This window comes from Vibrio sp. 10N.247.310.17 (assembly GCF_041466605.1).
Taxonomy (GTDB): Bacteria; Pseudomonadota; Gammaproteobacteria; order Enterobacterales; family Vibrionaceae; genus Vibrio; species Vibrio tasmaniensis_A.
In genome coordinates, this window is sequence record NZ_JBFSTC010000001.1 from 31873 (window position 1) to 47676 (window position 15804).

The 15804-nt window shown below is 44.7% G+C and carries 17 protein-coding genes; 16 read left to right on the top strand and 1 reads right to left on the bottom strand.

What is annotated here, in order from left to right; all coding sequences use genetic code 11:
- Positions 1-84: 84 nt before the first annotated feature.
- The gene (gene suhB / locus AB6D80_RS00145; RefSeq protein ID WP_009848284.1) at positions 85-888 is read right to left on the bottom strand and encodes an inositol-1-monophosphatase; all 804 of its coding nucleotides are present in this window, start codon (positions 886-888) and stop codon (positions 85-87) included.
- A gap of 181 nt (positions 889-1069) precedes the next feature.
- Here suhB and trmJ point away from each other — a divergent pair, with 181 nt between their 5' ends.
- The 16 genes from trmJ to AB6D80_RS00225 all read left to right on the top strand — a co-directional run bounded on the left by trmJ (position 1070) and on the right by AB6D80_RS00225 (position 15802).
- A complete protein-coding gene (gene trmJ / locus AB6D80_RS00150; RefSeq protein ID WP_004735091.1) occupies positions 1070-1798 on the top strand; it encodes a tRNA (cytosine(32)/uridine(32)-2'-O)-methyltransferase TrmJ in 729 nt (242 codons plus the stop codon).
- A gap of 116 nt (positions 1799-1914) precedes the next feature.
- Positions 1915-2436 carry a Fe-S cluster assembly transcriptional regulator IscR gene (gene iscR, locus AB6D80_RS00155; protein WP_012603310.1) on the top strand — a complete coding sequence of 174 codons (522 nt, stop codon included), beginning with the start codon at positions 1915-1917 and terminating at the stop codon, positions 2434-2436.
- Positions 2437-2463: 27 nt separating this feature from the next.
- The gene (locus AB6D80_RS00160) at positions 2464-3678 is read left to right on the top strand and encodes an IscS subfamily cysteine desulfurase (protein WP_009848287.1); all 1215 of its coding nucleotides are present in this window, start codon (positions 2464-2466) and stop codon (positions 3676-3678) included.
- Positions 3679-3711: 33 nt separating this feature from the next.
- Entirely contained in the window at positions 3712-4089 is a 378-nt protein-coding gene (gene iscU, locus AB6D80_RS00165) for a Fe-S cluster assembly scaffold IscU (protein WP_004735094.1), read from the top strand.
- Positions 4090-4192: 103 nt separating this feature from the next.
- The gene (gene iscA / locus AB6D80_RS00170; RefSeq protein WP_004735095.1) at positions 4193-4516 is read left to right on the top strand and encodes an iron-sulfur cluster assembly protein IscA; all 324 of its coding nucleotides are present in this window, start codon (positions 4193-4195) and stop codon (positions 4514-4516) included.
- Between the two features lie 80 nt (positions 4517-4596).
- Complete coding sequence (gene hscB / locus AB6D80_RS00175; protein ID WP_009848288.1) at positions 4597-5112, top strand: co-chaperone HscB; 516 nt, start codon at positions 4597-4599, stop codon at positions 5110-5112.
- A 22-nt stretch (positions 5113-5134) separates the two neighbouring features.
- On the top strand, positions 5135-6985 hold the full coding sequence (hscA, locus tag AB6D80_RS00180; protein ID WP_372187483.1) for a Fe-S protein assembly chaperone HscA: 1851 nt from the start codon (positions 5135-5137) through the stop codon (positions 6983-6985).
- 20 nt (positions 6986-7005) lie between these two features.
- Positions 7006-7344, top strand: a complete 339-nt coding sequence (fdx, locus tag AB6D80_RS00185) for an ISC system 2Fe-2S type ferredoxin (RefSeq protein WP_017098073.1) — start codon at positions 7006-7008, stop codon at positions 7342-7344.
- A 92-nt stretch (positions 7345-7436) separates the two neighbouring features.
- Positions 7437-7637 (top strand): Fe-S cluster assembly protein IscX, encoded by a 201-nt coding sequence (gene iscX / locus AB6D80_RS00190; protein WP_004735099.1) that lies wholly within the window; start codon positions 7437-7439, stop codon positions 7635-7637.
- Positions 7638-7843: 206 nt separating this feature from the next.
- The gene (gene pepB, locus AB6D80_RS00195) at positions 7844-9139 is read left to right on the top strand and encodes an aminopeptidase PepB (protein ID WP_017099586.1); all 1296 of its coding nucleotides are present in this window, start codon (positions 7844-7846) and stop codon (positions 9137-9139) included.
- Positions 9140-9245: 106 nt separating this feature from the next.
- Complete coding sequence (ndk, locus tag AB6D80_RS00200) at positions 9246-9680, top strand: nucleoside-diphosphate kinase (protein WP_004735101.1); 435 nt, start codon at positions 9246-9248, stop codon at positions 9678-9680.
- 410 nt (positions 9681-10090) lie between these two features.
- Positions 10091-11233, top strand: a complete 1143-nt coding sequence (locus AB6D80_RS00205) for a bifunctional tRNA (adenosine(37)-C2)-methyltransferase TrmG/ribosomal RNA large subunit methyltransferase RlmN (RefSeq protein ID WP_009848292.1) — start codon at positions 10091-10093, stop codon at positions 11231-11233.
- 441 nt (positions 11234-11674) lie between these two features.
- A complete protein-coding gene (gene rodZ / locus AB6D80_RS00210; RefSeq protein WP_135382714.1) occupies positions 11675-12640 on the top strand; it encodes a cytoskeleton protein RodZ in 966 nt (321 codons plus the stop codon).
- A 7-nt stretch (positions 12641-12647) separates the two neighbouring features.
- Entirely contained in the window at positions 12648-13769 is a 1122-nt protein-coding gene (ispG, locus tag AB6D80_RS00215) for a flavodoxin-dependent (E)-4-hydroxy-3-methylbut-2-enyl-diphosphate synthase (RefSeq protein WP_009848294.1), read from the top strand.
- A 70-nt stretch (positions 13770-13839) separates the two neighbouring features.
- Entirely contained in the window at positions 13840-15108 is a 1269-nt protein-coding gene (hisS, locus tag AB6D80_RS00220; RefSeq protein ID WP_017099588.1) for a histidine--tRNA ligase, read from the top strand.
- Between the two features lie 79 nt (positions 15109-15187).
- On the top strand, positions 15188-15802 hold the full coding sequence (locus AB6D80_RS00225) for a YfgM family protein (RefSeq protein ID WP_017099589.1): 615 nt from the start codon (positions 15188-15190) through the stop codon (positions 15800-15802).
- Positions 15803-15804: the final 2 nt, after the last annotated feature.

The following is a 15804-nucleotide window of genomic DNA, read 5'->3' on the forward strand; positions in this document are numbered from 1 at the left end:
ATCGCGGATACAAAAAAGCCTCGCAATAGCGAGGCTTTGAAAATCTTCTGCTCTTAACTAGAGAGCATTAACGCAAGGTCTGAATTACTTCAGCATACCTTCGTTAGAGTTCTCACGAACGTGCTTAAGAATAGACTTAACACCACGTGCGCTTGAAGCAACAACATTACCAGACGTCATGTAATCAGTGCCGCCAGCAAAGTCAGTCATGATAGCACCAGCTTCACGAGCGATTAGATCGCCAGCTGCTAGATCCCATGGCTTAAGGCCTAGTTCTAGGTAACCGTCAACACGGCCAGCTGCTAGGTAACATAGGTCAAGAGCTGGAGAACCAGTACGACGGAAATCAGCACAATCAACGAATAGACCAGAGATGATCTTCATGAAAGATTCAGAGTGTTGTTTTTGCTTGAATGGGAAACCAGTCGCTAGAACAGTACCTTGAAGGTCTTTAAGTTGAGTAACACGCATACGAGCGTTGTTAAGTTGAGCGCCAGCGCCACGTTGAGCTGTGAATAGCTCGTTTAGCATTGGGTCATAAACACAAGCAACTTCTGTACGACCGTTCATGCGAACAGCGATAGATACAGAGAAGTGAGGGAAACCTTTTACAAAGTTGTTGGTGCCATCTAGTGGGTCAACGATCCATTGTACGTCAGAATCTTTACCTTCAGTTAGGCCTGACTCTTCAGAAATAATGCTGTGCTCTGGGTAAGATGATTTGATTGTCTCAATGATCATGTACTCAGCTTCTTGAGCAATGTTAGTAACGTAATCGTTGTTACCTTTTAGAGACGATTCGATCTTATCAGTTGTTTCTAGAGATTTAGCAATATGGTTGCCAGCTTTACGCGCAGCGCGTATCGCAATGTTTAGCATTGGATGCATATGGTTTTTCCCACAAGATGTTAAAGAACAATTTAAAGCGGCGGCGAGTATACCAAAGTTTCCCCAAAAGGGAAGTGGTTATTTTTTGAACTCTTGATTTCACATTCCGAGAAGGGTCTGACCATTTTACTTAGCTATGTGTTAATATCTCGCGATTATTTTTAAAGTGGTGTCATATAGCATGTTAGACAATGTAAAAGTCGTTCTGGTTGGTACGTCTCATTCGGGAAATATCGGATCAGCAGCTCGCGCAATGAAAGTGATGGGTTTGAGTCAGTTAGTTCTTGTAGACCCTCAATGTGAAGTTGACGAGCAGACCTTAGCACTGGCTGCGGGTGCAGGTGACATCGCGGAAAACGCGACCATCGTTTCTACACTGGATGAAGCAGTAAAAGACTGTGGTTTGGTGGTTGGTTCGAGTGCACGCTCTCGTACGCTTGAATGGCCAATGCTTGAGCCGCGTGAATGTGGACAAAAATTTGCAGTTGAAGGTCAAAAGCACCCTGTAGCGTTAGTGTTCGGCCGTGAGCGTACTGGCTTAACCAATGATGAGCTTCAGAAGTGTCATTTCCATGTATGTATTCCTGCAAACCCAGAATACAGCTCACTAAACCTAGCAATGGCAGTACAGACTCTTAGCTATGAAGTGCGTGTAGCACACCTTGATATGGTGGCGAGCCAGTACCAGCCGCAGCAACAAGATGAGTACCCTCGTCACGAAGAACTAGAAATGTTCTATGAGCACCTTGAAAAAGTGATCATTGATACCCAATTTATTTCTAAGGATAAGCCGGGTCAGGTGATGAATAAGCTACGTCGTTTGTTCAGTCGAGCTCGTCCAGAGCTGCAAGAGATCAACACTCTACGCGGCATTTTGACTTCAATTGAGAAGAGCAAAAACGACAAATAAAGCCCATGCAAACCCTAAGGGTGAATACCTGACTAAAATAGTCAACTAAATACTTGACCAATTTAGTCGGGTATGGGAAAATTCCAACCACATAAACAATGTGGATACGGTGTGATATGAAACTTACATCTAAAGGAAGATATGCGGTAACAGCTATGCTAGATGTAGCACTGCATTCGCAAAAAAGCCCAGTTCCTCTGGCTGATATTTCAGAGCGACAAGGCATCTCGTTATCTTACTTAGAACAACTTTTTTCTAAGTTACGTAAAGCTGGCTTGGTTGCTAGTGTTCGTGGTCCTGGCGGTGGTTACCGTTTAGGTGCTGAAGCGAGCGACATCGCTGTCGGAACTGTAATTGCTGCAGTTGACGAATCAGTCGATGCAACTAAGTGTCACGGTCGAGCAGATTGCCAAGGTGGTACTCGTTGTTTAACTCACACTTTATGGCGTGATTTAAGCTCCCGAATCAGCAGCTTCTTAAACGACATTACGCTCGGTGAGCTAATGAAAGATAACGAAGTTTTAGAGATTTCTGATCGTCAAGATATCGATCTTGCGGTTAATAATGGTTTTGCACATAAAAATACGAGCACTACAACGATTAGTGCAGCACCTCACGGTGTTAATGCCCGCTCTTAGCGGTCAGTTTTTACATTGGAGTAGAAAATGAAACTGCCTATTTACTTTGACTATTCAGCTACATGCCCAGTCGATCCACGTGTTGCTGAAAAAATGGTTCAGTGCATGACGATGGACGGTAACTTCGGTAACCCTGCATCTCGTTCACACCGTTACGGCTGGCAGGCAGAAGAATCAGTAGATAATGCTCGTGAGCAAATTGCCGATCTACTAAATGCAGACCCACGTGAGATTGTTTTCACGTCAGGTGCTACAGAGTCAGATAACCTTGCTATCAAAGGTGCTGCGCACTTTTACGAGAAGAAAGGTAAGCACGTAATCACGTGCAAAACAGAACACAAAGCGGTTCTTGATCCATGCCGCCAATTAGAGCGTGAAGGTTTTGAGGTGACATACCTTGAGCCAGAAGCAAACGGCATCATTGATCTAGACAAGCTACAAGCTGCAATGCGTGAAGATACTGTTCTAGTTTCTATCATGCACGTAAACAACGAGATTGGTGTAATCCAAGATATCGGTGCAATCGGCGAATTATGTCGTGCACGCAAGATTATCTTCCACGTTGATGCGGCGCAGTCTGCGGGTAAAATCCCACTAGACGTAAAAGAGATGAAAGTTGATCTTATCTCTATGTCTGCACACAAAGCATACGGCCCTAAAGGCATCGGCGCTTTGTACGTTCGTCGTAAGCCACGTATTCGCCTTGAAGCGCAAATGCACGGTGGCGGTCATGAACGTGGTTTCCGTTCTGGTACGCTTGCTACTCACCAAATCGTGGGTATGGGCGAAGCGTTTGCTATCGCTAAGCAAGACATGCAGAAAGATTACGATCACGCACTAGCACTTCGTGAGCGCCTATTGAAAGGTGTTCAAGATCTAGAAGCTGTAACCGTAAACGGCGACTTAGACCAACGTGTACCACACAACCTAAACGTGAGCTTCGCTTTCGTTGAAGGTGAGTCTCTGCTTATGTCTTTAAAAGACCTAGCGGTATCATCAGGTTCTGCATGTACATCAGCAAGCCTAGAGCCTTCATACGTTCTACGTGCTCTTGGTCTAAACGATGAACTGGCACACAGCTCAGTACGTTTCTCATTCGGCCGTTTCACAACGGAAGAAGAAATCGACTACGCGATTGCACAAATCCGTGTAGCGGTAAACAAATTACGCGACATGTCTCCTCTATGGGATATGTATAAAGAAGGGATTGATTTGAACACTGTTGAGTGGGCTCATCACTAATCTCACGGAAATAGAGGATTCGAGGTAACTATCATGGCATATAGCGAAAAAGTAATTGATCACTACGAAAACCCACGTAACGTAGGTTCGTTTGATAAAGAAGACCCAAGTGTAGGTAGCGGCATGGTTGGCGCACCGGCTTGTGGTGACGTAATGAAACTGCAAATCAAAGTATCTGCAGAAGGTATTATTGAAGACGCAAAATTCAAGACTTACGGTTGCGGTAGCGCAATCGCTTCTAGCTCACTGGTTACAGAGTGGGTTAAAGGTAAAAGTATTGATGAAGCTGCTGCTATTAAAAACTCTGAAATCGCAGAAGAGCTTGAGTTGCCACCAGTGAAAGTTCACTGTTCAATTCTTGCTGAAGATGCAATCAAAGCAGCTGTTGCGGATTACAAAAAGAAGCACTAATCGCTTCAATACCGTAATTACGTCGACAAAATAAGTAATATTTGGGAGCACCCTTTGTGCTCCCACCTGAGTTCTCAATTTATATAAAACACAAGGTTGTAGTATGGCCATCACCATGACAGATACGGCAGCAAGCCGAGTTCAAGCTTTCCTAGATAACCGTGGTAAAGGTCTCGGGTTACGCTTAGCAGTAAAAACTACTGGCTGTTCGGGTATGGCGTATGTACTGGAATTCGTTGACGAGCTTAACGAAGAAGACGAAGTGTTTGAGCACTCAGGTGTTAAGGTCATCATTGATCCAAAGAGCCTAGTATACCTAGACGGTACTGAGCTTGATTATGTAAAAGAAGGCCTAAACGAAGGTTTTGAATTCAACAACCCGAACGCGAAAGGCGAATGTGGTTGTGGTGAGAGCTTCAATGTTTAAACGCTTGAATCGTTAAGCGTTGTAAGCGAAGAATAAAATTAGGCTCTGAACAAAGAGCCTAAACTTAGGACCACCTTTACATGAATCATTTCGAATTATTTGGGCTACCACTTCAGTTTCAACTGGATGGTAGCCTTCTTTCTTCTCAGTTTAGAGATCTGCAACGCCAATTCCATCCTGATAAATTTGCGATAGCTTCTGAGCGTGACCGCTTATTAGCCGTGCAAAAAGCGGCACAAATCAACGATGCGTACCAGGTATTGAAGAATCCAATCAGCCGAGCAGAATACCTGCTAGTTCAACACGGTGAAGACATTCGTGGCGAACAACAAACCATGCAAGATCCGATGTTCCTGATGGAGCAAATGGAACTGCGTGAAGAGCTGGAAGATATCGCAGACAGTTCTGATCCCGAAGATGCGCTATTTGCATTTGAAGGCAAGGTTAGCAAAATGTATAAACAACAATTAAGCGCTATCCAACAAGAACTCGAAAGCGAAGCTTGGCTAGAAGCTGCAGACCGAGTAAGAAAGCTTAAGTTTATTGCAAAATTAAAGAATGAAATCGAATTAGTTGAAGATCGTTTGATCGGCTAGTTTGTATAACAAGGACACATCCATGGCACTACTTCAGATTGCAGAACCAGGGCAAAGCGCCGCTCCTCACCAGCACAAGCTTGCTGTGGGTATTGATTTAGGTACAACAAACTCGTTGGTTGCTGCAGTACGCAGTGGCGAGGCAAGTACACTCGTTGATCAACAAGGTCGAAGCATTTTACCTTCAGTTGTTCACTATACGTCAGAGTCGTACACCACTGGCGATGAAGCTCGTGCTAACGCGCAGACTGACCCTAAAAATACCATTATCTCAGTTAAGCGATTAATCGGTCGTTCACTGTCAGATATTCAACAGCGATACCCGTCTCTGCCATATCAGTTTGAAGAAAGTGATAATGGTTTACCTGTGATCCGCACAGAACAAGGCAACAAGAACCCAATCCAGGTTTCTGCTGATATTCTACGAGCGCTTGGCCAACGTGCTGAGTCTACGCTAGGCGGTGAGTTATCTGGCGCCGTAATTACGGTTCCTGCGTATTTTGATGATGCACAGCGTGCTGGTACGAAAGACGCGGCTCAACTTGCTGGTCTTCACGTGTTACGTCTTCTTAATGAACCTACTGCGGCAGCGATTGCTTACGGTCTGGATTCAGGTAAAGAAGGGGTGATTGCGGTTTATGACCTTGGCGGTGGCACGTTTGATATCTCTATCTTACGCCTGTCTAAAGGTGTTTTTGAAGTATTAGCAACGGGTGGCGACTCTGCATTAGGCGGAGACGACTTTGACCACTTGATCGCAGAGCACTTCCAAGAGCAAATGGGCTTATCAGAGCTAACCGCAGAACAGAATCGTATTCTTCTAGATGCAGCAACAGAAGCGAAGATAGGCTTATCTGACGCTGAAAGCGTTAATGTTGAAGTGTTGGGTTGGGCTGGTTCATTAACTCGTGAAGAGTTTGAAGAGATCATCAAGCCACTGGTTAAGAAAACACTGCTTTCGTGCCGTCGTGCATTGAAAGATGCTGAAGTTGACGCGGATGATGTTCTAGAAGTCGTGATGGTCGGCGGTTCAACTCGTACATTGCTTGTCCGTGAAATGGTGGGTGACTTTTTTGGTCGTACGCCATTAACCAGCATTAACCCAGATGAAGTGGTTGCGATTGGTGCTTCTATCCAAGCGGATATCTTAGTCGGTAACAAGCCTGACTCTGAAATGCTGCTGCTTGATGTTATTCCTCTTTCCCTAGGTATCGAAACGATGGGTGGCTTGGTCGAAAAGATCATTCCACGCAATACCACTATCCCTGTTGCTCGCGCACAAGAATTTACCACGTTCAAAGACGGTCAAACTGCAATGACAGTGCACACCGTGCAAGGCGAACGTGAGATGGTTGATGACTGTCGTTCATTGGCTCGTTTTGCTCTAAACGGTATTCCACCAATGGCGGCTGGTGCGGCGCATATTCGTGTGACTTACCAAGTAGACGCTGATGGCCTGCTATCGGTTACTGCTATGGAGAAGAGCACAGGTGTTCAAGCTGAAATTCAGGTTAAACCGTCTTACGGCTTAAGCGATAATGAAGTGGCGAGCATGCTGAAAGATTCGATGACGTTTGCTAAAGAAGACATGCAAGCGCGTGCTCTAGCTGAGCAACGTGTAGAAGCAGATCGTGTTATCGAAGGTCTTATTGCAGCAATGCAAGCTGATGGCGATGAGCTGCTTGATGAGCAAGAAAAACAGCTCCTTCTGCAAGCTATTGAAGCACTGATTGAAGTGCGTAATGGCGAAAGCGCTGATGCCATCGAACTAGAAATTAAGAATACCGACAAAGCGAGCCAAGACTTTGCTTCTCGTCGTATGGATAAATCAATTCGAGCTGCACTGTCAGGTCAGTCAGTCGATAATATTTAATAGTTAGAGAATAGATAAACATGCCAAAGATTATTGTTTTACCTCACGAAGATCTATGTCCAGAAGGCGCTGTTTTAGAAGCAAAAACTGGTGAGACGGTTCTTGATGTTGCATTGAAGGCCGGTATTGGTATTGAACACGCATGTGAGAAGTCGTGTGCATGTACTACATGTCACGTCGTGATTCGTGAAGGTTTCGACTCTTTAGAAGAGAGTGATGACCTAGAAGACGACATGCTAGATAAAGCATGGGGTTTAGAGATGGAATCTCGCCTTGGTTGCCAAGCTAAAGTAGCTGATTCGGATCTTGTTGTAGAGATTCCAAAGTACACGTTGAACTTAGCTTCTGAAGAGCATTAAGAAATAAGCTCGACTAAAACTGTTAGTAAAGCTGGCATAGAATATAAGTCACTAAGATGACAAATCGTCGCTGATAAAGATAAGGAAATGTTATGAGTTTGAAATGGATTGATTCGCGAGATATTGCGATTGAACTATGTGATTTATACCCAGATACCGATCCTAAAACAGTACGCTTCACGGACTTGCATCAATGGGTGCTAGATCTTGAAGATTTTGATGATGAGCCGAATCACTCGAATGAGAAAATTCTAGAGGCCATTATATTGTGCTGGATGGATGAGATGGATTAATCCTCTTGTCTAATCACTTGGTCGCGGGTTGGTATCAGTCCAATGTAAAACGCAGCCAAGTTAACAATTCTTACTAAAAAAAGCGGACCTTATGGTCCGTTTTTTTATCAAAATGACATTTTCCTCCTACATAATGCTAACATCAGTGCGCTAATAAAAAACAATCAGAATCACATACTCAAAGTGGTTCATGACAAGGAGAAATCATGTCTACACAGATGTCAGTATTTTTAAGTCAAGAAGCTGCCCAGCCTCAGTGGGGAGCAAGAGCTATTTTATCGTTCTCAGAAGCGGGAGCGACAATTCACATTGGTGAAGGCCACGATCTAGGCGCGGTTCAACGTGCGGGTCGTACGCTTGACGGACAAGGTATCGCATTGGTTGCACTTAGCGGTAAAGGCTGGGATCTAGAAAGTGTTTGGGCTTTTTACCAAGGCTACCGTGGACCAAAGAAAAAGAATGCATTGGAGTGGGATACTCTAGCTGAAGCTGATCAGGTTGAATTGGAAGCACGTATCCGCGCGACAGATTGGACGCGTGACATCATCAACAAAACGGCTGAAGAAGTTGCCCCTCGTCAATTAGCGACAATGGCAGCTGAATACATCAAGTCAGTGGCACCAGCAGGCACTGTTAAAGCGAAAATCGTTAAAGACAAAGATCTCCTAACTGAAGGTTGGGAAGGCATTTATGCGGTAGGCCGCGGCTCTGAACGTACTTCTGCAATGCTTCAACTGGACTTCAACCCTACCGGCGATGAAAACGCACCCGTGTTTGCTTGTCTTGTGGGTAAAGGTATCACTTTCGACTCAGGCGGTTACAGCATTAAGCCAGGTCAATTCATGACAGCAATGAAGGCTGACATGGGTGGCGCCGCGACTATTACCGGTGGTTTAGGTCTTGCGATTGAACGTGGCCTGAACAAGCGCATCAAGCTTATCTTATGTTGTGCAGAGAATATGATCTCTGGTCGTGCATTGAAGCTTGGCGACATCATTACTTACAAAAATGGTAAGACTGTCGAGATCATGAATACCGATGCGGAAGGTCGTTTAGTTTTGGCTGATGGCCTGATGTTCGCAAGCGCTCAGAATCCTGAGTTGATCATCGACTGTGCAACGCTAACTGGCGCGGCTAAAAATGCATTAGGTAACGACTACCACGCATTATTGAGCTTTGATGATGAGTTGTCTCATCAAGCACTAACGGCTGCGAACCAAGAGAAAGAAGGTCTATGGCCATTGCCGCTTGCTGATTTCCACCGTGGTATGTTGCCTTCAAACTTTGCTGATCTTTCAAACATCAGCTCTGGTGATTACACTCCGGGTGCAAGTACAGCTGCCGCGTTCCTTTCTTACTTTGTAGATGACTACAAAAAAGGTTGGATTCACATGGATTGCGCGGGTACTTACCGCAAGTCATCAAGTGATAAGTGGGCTGCAGGCGCGACCGGTATGGGTGTTCGTACACTGGCTCGTCTTCTTATCGACCAAGCAAAATAATAATAAGAGTGAGCGGTATTTCGATACCGCTTATTCATAAACTCAGATCGAATGATCTTAGTAATTTCAGTATTTAATAACAAAAAAATGAAGTGAAGGAATCCCTATGGCTCTAGAAAGAACGTTCTCAATTGTTAAGCCGGATGCAGTTAAGCGTAACCTTGTCGGTGAAATCTACCACCGCATTGAAAAAGCTGGCCTACAGATTATTGCCGCTAAAATGGTTTCTCTTACAGAAGCGCAAGCAAGTGGCTTCTATGCAGAACATGAAGGTAAAGAGTTCTTTGGACCACTAAAAGAGTTCATGACTTCTGGTCCTATCATGGTTCAAGTACTTGAAGGCGAAAATGCGATCGCTCGTTACCGTGAACTAATGGGTAAAACTAACCCAGAAGAAGCTGCATGCGGCACTATCCGTGCTGACTACGCAATCAGCATGCGTTACAACTCAGTACACGGCAGTGATAGCCCTGAATCTGCGGCTCGCGAAATCGAATTCTTCTTCCCAGAATCTGAAATTTGCCCGCGTCCAGCTGAATAAGCAGACAACAGCAAGTCTCAATAAAGGCTTCACTTCGGTGAAGCCTTTTTCATTTCTGGTGAGTTCTCGTGTCATTCCTGAGAGTGAAGAAGGAGCATATCAGGAGTCTGAGTTTACTATTGGAGATTCCAGATACCTCGTTCCTCGGTTCTGGAATGACGAACAAGTCGCGTTAGTAGGGCGCGAGTATTAGGTGGTTAAAGCCCGTCATTCCCGAAAGCGACGGAGGAGCGTAATCGGGAATCTCTCTTTGAATTGGCCAAACTTAAGCAGGTAAATTTGACTGTGTAAATTTTAATCACTTAAGTTTGAATGTCTTAGTAAACACAAGGTTTTACAGTGCTTGTTGAAGTTGCGTAAAGGCTGTACAATTCGCGCCCTTAATTATTGTTCCGTCATTGAGAGGCATCATGACCACAGCTAAAGTCAATCTACTCGATTTTGATCGTAAAGGTCTTCGTAAATTTTTCACAGAAGAACTGAATGAGAAAGCGTTTCGAGCAGAGCAAGTGATGAAGTGGATTTATCACTTCGGTGTCGATGACTTCGAACAAATGAACAACATCAACAAAAAGTTACGTGAGAAACTGCTGCATCGCTGTGAGATTGTTGCACCTATCGTTTCTGAAGCTCAGCACTCTGCGGATGGCACCATTAAATGGGCGATGAGCGTTGGTGACCAAGACGTTGAGACTGTATACATCCCAGATGGTGATCGTGCGACGCTATGTGTATCTTCGCAAGTAGGTTGTGCGCTTGAATGTAAATTCTGCTCTACGGCTCAACAAGGCTTCAACCGTAACCTGAAAGTTTCAGAGATCGTTGGTCAAATCTGGCGTGCTGCACGTGAAATCGGTTTAGAGAAAGAAACGGGTCGTCGTCCAATTACTAACGTCGTAATGATGGGTATGGGTGAACCTCTATTGAACATGAAGAACCTAATTCCATCATTGGAGCTGATGCTTGATGATCTAGGTTTCTCACTGTCTAAGCGTCGTGTAACAGTATCAACATCTGGTGTTGTTTCTGGTCTTGATCAGATGACAGACAACATCGATGTAGCTCTGGCGATTTCTCTACACGCACCAAACGATGCACTACGTAGCCAAATCATGCCAATCAACGATCGTTGGGATATCCAAGACTTCCTAGCATCGGTTCGTCGCTACATTGCTTCTTCAAATGCTAACCGCGGCAAAGTAACGGTTGAGTACGTTCTGTTGGATCATGTGAATGATGATATGGACCACGCTCGTGAACTTGCTGAGCTAATGAAAGATACGCCTTGTAAGATCAACTTGATTCCATTTAACCCTTATCCGGGTTCGCCTTATAAGAAGCCAAGCAACTCTCGTATTGATCGCTTCCAAAAAACGCTGATGGAATACAACTACACAGTTACGGTTCGTAAAACTCGTGGTGATGATATTGATGCCGCATGTGGTCAGCTGGTTGGTGATGTTATTGATAGAACCAAGCGTACTAAAATGCTGAAAGCCGCCTCTGAAGCTAACTTGATCGCAGGTGATGTGATTCAAGTAAAAGCGGTTTAAATACCATTTAGATCTAAACAAGCCAGAAGGATTCCTTCTGGCTTGTTGCTTTTCTGGAAGGTGAATTTCCAATAATTGGATTTTTTCCCCATGCTTTCTTACATTTTTCGTCAAATTTTGGACAAAACCATGAGCTGACGGTAAATTTTGTTTAAAGTGTTTTTGCCTTGCAATGGCATTAGCTTATGATTAACTCATCTTAAATTAATTTAAGTGCTCGCTTGTTACCCGGTAATCGTCAATGTGTCTATTTAGGTTGGCTACTTGATAAACTAGCTTCCTGAGAAGGTCATCCATAGTCAATGGGTGATGTTCGTCTTTAAGGGTTGATGATTTAGATAACAGGAAAAATTCCACATAAAGTGGGTTGTTAGATTGAGCTTAAACGACAATAAAAATGCTCTCATCAACCTGCGATAATACTTTAGAAGTTCACTCTCTATGAACACAGAACACGAAACACAAACAAAAGAAACTGTCGCTCCAGAAATCGAAGCGGGAACGCTGCTTAAAAATAAACGAGAATCTCTTGGTTTAACACAAAAGCAGATTTCTGATCGTTTAAAGCTGCGCGTTACGCTGATCCAACAAATTGAAGAAAACCAATTCGAGTCAGATCAAGTTGCAACCTTTATGCGTGGCTACATTCGTTCATACGCGAAATACGTCAATCTTGACGAAAAGGTCGTATTGAGTGCACTCCATCATGCTGGTGACGCTCAACATCAAGAACAAGAAATGTTGAGCTTTTCTCGTAAGACCAAAACCGAGAAGCACAACAGCCGTATTATGATCCTTACTTGGAGCATTTTTGCGGTAATTGCGGGTATCTCCTCACTGTGGTGGTGGCAGAACCAACAACAAGACACCCTATCTCAATCTTTAGCTAATACTGAAAGCTCAGAAGAGCTAGCTGTAGAAGAATCACTTGCCCCTGAATTCACCTCTTTAGAAGTGATTGAAGCTGAACAAAATGAAGAGGGTACTTCTGTTGTTGAAGGTACTGATGACCTTGCTGCGATAAGCGATGCGGAAGATTCTGTTACTTTAACTGACGAAACTACTGCACAGCAAGCAACAGAGACAGAACCAACTGCTGAAGTTGCTGTTAATACTGAAATTGCTGTTAATGCAGAAGCTGTTGAAGCAAGCACTGCGCCTGAAGCTGTGATTAACGAGTTAGTGATGCAGTTCTCTGCTGATTGCTGGATCCAAGTGAAAGATGCTTCGGGCAAAACCTTGTCGACTGGCATCAAAAAAGCAGGCCAGTCGTTAAATCTATCAGGAACTGCGCCATATAAAGTGATTCTAGGTGCGCCAGAGGGCGTATCGATGACATTTGCAAGTGAACCTGTCGACCTTTCTGGGTATACTTCAGGCAAAGTAGCTAGAATAACCTTACCTTAGAGTTAATATGCAACACGAATCTCCTATTATTCGTCGCAAATCAACCCGTATTTATGTGGGTGATGTGCCGATCGGTGATGGTGCACCAATTGCTGTGCAATCCATGACCAACACAAGAACAACAGATGTAGCCGCGACCGTTGCTCAAATTAGAGCTCTGGAAAAAGTTGGCGCTGATATCGTTCGCGTATCTGTACCGACTATGGATGCAGCTGAAGCCTTTAAGCTAATCAAGCAGCAGGTCTCTGTTCCTTTGGTTGCTGATATTCACTTCGACTACCGTATCGCACTTAAAGTGGCTGAATACGGCGTTGACTGTCTGCGTATCAACCCAGGTAACATCGGTAACGAAAGCCGCATTCGCTCTGTTGTGGATTGTGCTCGTGATATGAATATCCCGATTCGTATTGGTGTTAACGGCGGTTCTCTTGAAAAAGAGATCCAAGAGAAATACACAGAGCCTACAGCAGAAGCGCTTGTTGAATCTGCAATGCGTCACGTCGACATCCTAGACCGTTTGAACTTTGATCAATTTAAAGTCAGCGTTAAGGCGTCTGATGTATTCCTAGCCGTCGGTTCTTACCGTTTGCTTGCTAAGCAGATTGATCAACCTCTTCACCTTGGCATTACCGAAGCGGGTGGTGCGCGTGCAGGTTCTGTGAAGTCAGCGGTAGGTTTAGGCATGCTTCTCTCTGAAGGTATCGGCGATACGCTGCGTATTTCGCTCGCGGCTGATCCTGTTGAAGAGATCAAAGTTGGCTTTGATATTCTTAAATCTTTGCGCATTCGCTCGCGTGGCATCAACTTCATTGCGTGCCCGAGCTGTTCTCGTCAAGAGTTCGATGTTATTAACACCGTTAATGCCCTTGAAGAGCGCCTAGAAGACGTGATTACTCCAATGGATGTATCTATCATCGGTTGTGTGGTTAACGGCCCTGGTGAAGCTGAAGTGTCTCACTTAGGTCTAGCTGGTAGTGCACGTAAGAGTGCTTTTTACGAAGACGGTAAGCGTCAGAAAGAGCGCTTCGATAACGATGACCTTGTCGACAAACTTGAAGCTAAGATTCGTGCAAAAGCATCAGTGCTTGATAAAGCAAATCGCATTGATGTAGAAAACTTAGAAGATTAATACAACGCGATGGGGTGTGATTGTCTATTCGCACTGATACCTGGTCGTGAGAAATTACGGAATAAATACTGTGGCTAAAAATATCCAAGCAATTCGAGGCATGAACGACTGCCTTCCAACTCAATCACCACTGTGGCAGAAAGTAGAAAGCGCAGTTAAAAGTGTGGTGAGCGCATACGGTTACAACGAAGTACGTATGCCTATCGTTGAAGAAACAAACCTATTTAGCCGTGCGGTTGGTGAAGAGACAGACGTTGTTTCTAAAGAGATGTACACCTTTGATGACCGCAATGGTGACAGTCTAACGCTGCGTCCAGAAGGAACAGCAGGTTGTGTACGTTCATGTATTCAAAATAGCCTTATTAACCGTGATGAACAGCGCCTATGGTACATGGGCCCAATGTTCCGTCACGAGCGTCCTCAAAAAGGTCGTTACCGTCAATTCCACCAATGTGGTGTTGAAGTGTTTGGCCTAGACGGCCCAGATGTTGACGCTGAACTTATTATGATGACAGCACGTCTATGGCGTGAACTAGGTATCGATAAACACGTTCGTCTTGAATTGAACTCAATCGGTTCTCAAGAAGATCGCGTAAGCTACCGTACTGCGTTAGTGGCTTTCCTTGAGCAACACATTGATGTGCTAGATGAAGACTGCAAACGTCGCATGCACACTAACCCTCTACGTGTTCTGGATACTAAGAACCCGGATGTTCAAGCTATCTTAGGTGACGCACCTCGACTATCTGAATATCTAGGTGAAGAATCGAAGCAACATTTTGCTGGTTTGTGTGAACTTCTTGACGCTGTTGGTATCGAATACCAAGTTAACGAGCGTCTAGTACGCGGCCTAGATTACTACAACCGCACCGTATTTGAGTGGATCACAGACAGCCTTGGTGCCCAAGGTACAGTATGTGGTGGTGGCCGTTACGATGGTCTTGTTGAACAACTCGGCGGCAAAGCAACCAATGCGGTTGGCTTCGCTATGGGTCTAGAGCGTCTAGTCCTTATGATGGAAACGCTAGAACTTACAGAAGTTCGTCGTAGTGTTGACGTATACATGGTTGCTGCTGGCGAAGGTACAATGATCGCGGGCATGCAGTTAGCGAATCAATTACGCGATAACGTTGAAGGCGTACGTGTGATGAACCACTTCGGTGGTGGTAACTTCAAGAAGCAATTCAAACGTGCTGACAAAGTAGGTGCTGTTGTGGCGTTGGTACTTGGTGAGAACGAGGTTGCTGACAATACAGTTGTGCTAAAAGATTTGGTTGGCGGTGTGCAAGAAACCGTGTCTCAAGCGGAAGTTGCAGAGAAAGTTGCTGCGCTAATCTAGTTAGCCATTGAGCAAACGCTCATCATGAATATTAACGTCAGCACTATGCTGGCGTTTAAAGAATTAAAGAGGACAGGAAGTGGAACTTTACGATAGCGAAGAGCAACAAGTTGAAGCCATTAAAGATTGGTGGAAAGAGAACGGTAAAGCCGTAATCTTTGGTGCGGTTATTGGTTTAGGTGGTCTATTCGGTTGGCGCTATTACCAAGACTCAGTCGTTGAAGCGCGTGAAGCAGCTTCAGAAAGCTACACCTCTGTAATTTCAGCTCTTGATACTAAGGGCGTTGATGCTCAATCTGATATTCAAGCTTTCATCGACGCAAACAAAGACGCTGAATACTCTGTTCTTGCTGCTATGCAATTAGCTAAAGCGCAAGTTCAAGCGGGTGACCTTGCAGCAGCACTTGAACAGCTTGAGTGGGCAAAATCGGCAACTAAGGACGCGGCATTAGCACCACTACTTACTTACCGTGTTGCTCGTATCAAAGCTGAGCAAGGTGAATTTGACGCAGCATTGACTGATCTTGAAGCGATGACTGACGAATCTTGGACTGGCCGTGTTGCTGAACTGCGTGGTGATATCTCACTTCGTAAAGGCGACACAGATGCAGCTTACAGTGCTTACTCTGAAGCTCAACAAGCTGCTGATGCGAGCCAAACGCTTCAAATCAAACTTGACGACCTAGCTAAATAAGG

Excerpts from the sequence above, each read along its gene's own strand:
- suhB (WP_009848284.1), bottom strand. The coding sequence starts at position 888 with ATGCATCCAATGCTAAACATTGCGATACGCGCTGCGCGTAAAGCTGGC.
- trmJ (WP_004735091.1), top strand. The coding sequence starts at position 1,070 with ATGTTAGACAATGTAAAAGTCGTTCTGGTTGGTACGTCTCATTCGGGA.
- iscR (WP_012603310.1), top strand. The coding sequence starts at position 1,915 with ATGAAACTTACATCTAAAGGAAGATATGCGGTAACAGCTATGCTAGAT.
- AB6D80_RS00160 (WP_009848287.1), top strand. The coding sequence starts at position 2,464 with ATGAAACTGCCTATTTACTTTGACTATTCAGCTACATGCCCAGTCGAT.
- iscU (WP_004735094.1), top strand. The coding sequence starts at position 3,712 with ATGGCATATAGCGAAAAAGTAATTGATCACTACGAAAACCCACGTAAC.
- iscA (WP_004735095.1), top strand. The coding sequence starts at position 4,193 with ATGGCCATCACCATGACAGATACGGCAGCAAGCCGAGTTCAAGCTTTC.
- hscB (WP_009848288.1), top strand. The coding sequence starts at position 4,597 with ATGAATCATTTCGAATTATTTGGGCTACCACTTCAGTTTCAACTGGAT.
- hscA (WP_372187483.1), top strand. The coding sequence starts at position 5,135 with ATGGCACTACTTCAGATTGCAGAACCAGGGCAAAGCGCCGCTCCTCAC.
- fdx (WP_017098073.1), top strand. The coding sequence starts at position 7,006 with ATGCCAAAGATTATTGTTTTACCTCACGAAGATCTATGTCCAGAAGGC.
- iscX (WP_004735099.1), top strand. The coding sequence starts at position 7,437 with ATGAGTTTGAAATGGATTGATTCGCGAGATATTGCGATTGAACTATGT.
- pepB (WP_017099586.1), top strand. The coding sequence starts at position 7,844 with ATGTCTACACAGATGTCAGTATTTTTAAGTCAAGAAGCTGCCCAGCCT.
- ndk (WP_004735101.1), top strand. The coding sequence starts at position 9,246 with ATGGCTCTAGAAAGAACGTTCTCAATTGTTAAGCCGGATGCAGTTAAG.
- AB6D80_RS00205 (WP_009848292.1), top strand. The coding sequence starts at position 10,091 with ATGACCACAGCTAAAGTCAATCTACTCGATTTTGATCGTAAAGGTCTT.
- rodZ (WP_135382714.1), top strand. The coding sequence starts at position 11,675 with ATGAACACAGAACACGAAACACAAACAAAAGAAACTGTCGCTCCAGAA.
- ispG (WP_009848294.1), top strand. The coding sequence starts at position 12,648 with ATGCAACACGAATCTCCTATTATTCGTCGCAAATCAACCCGTATTTAT.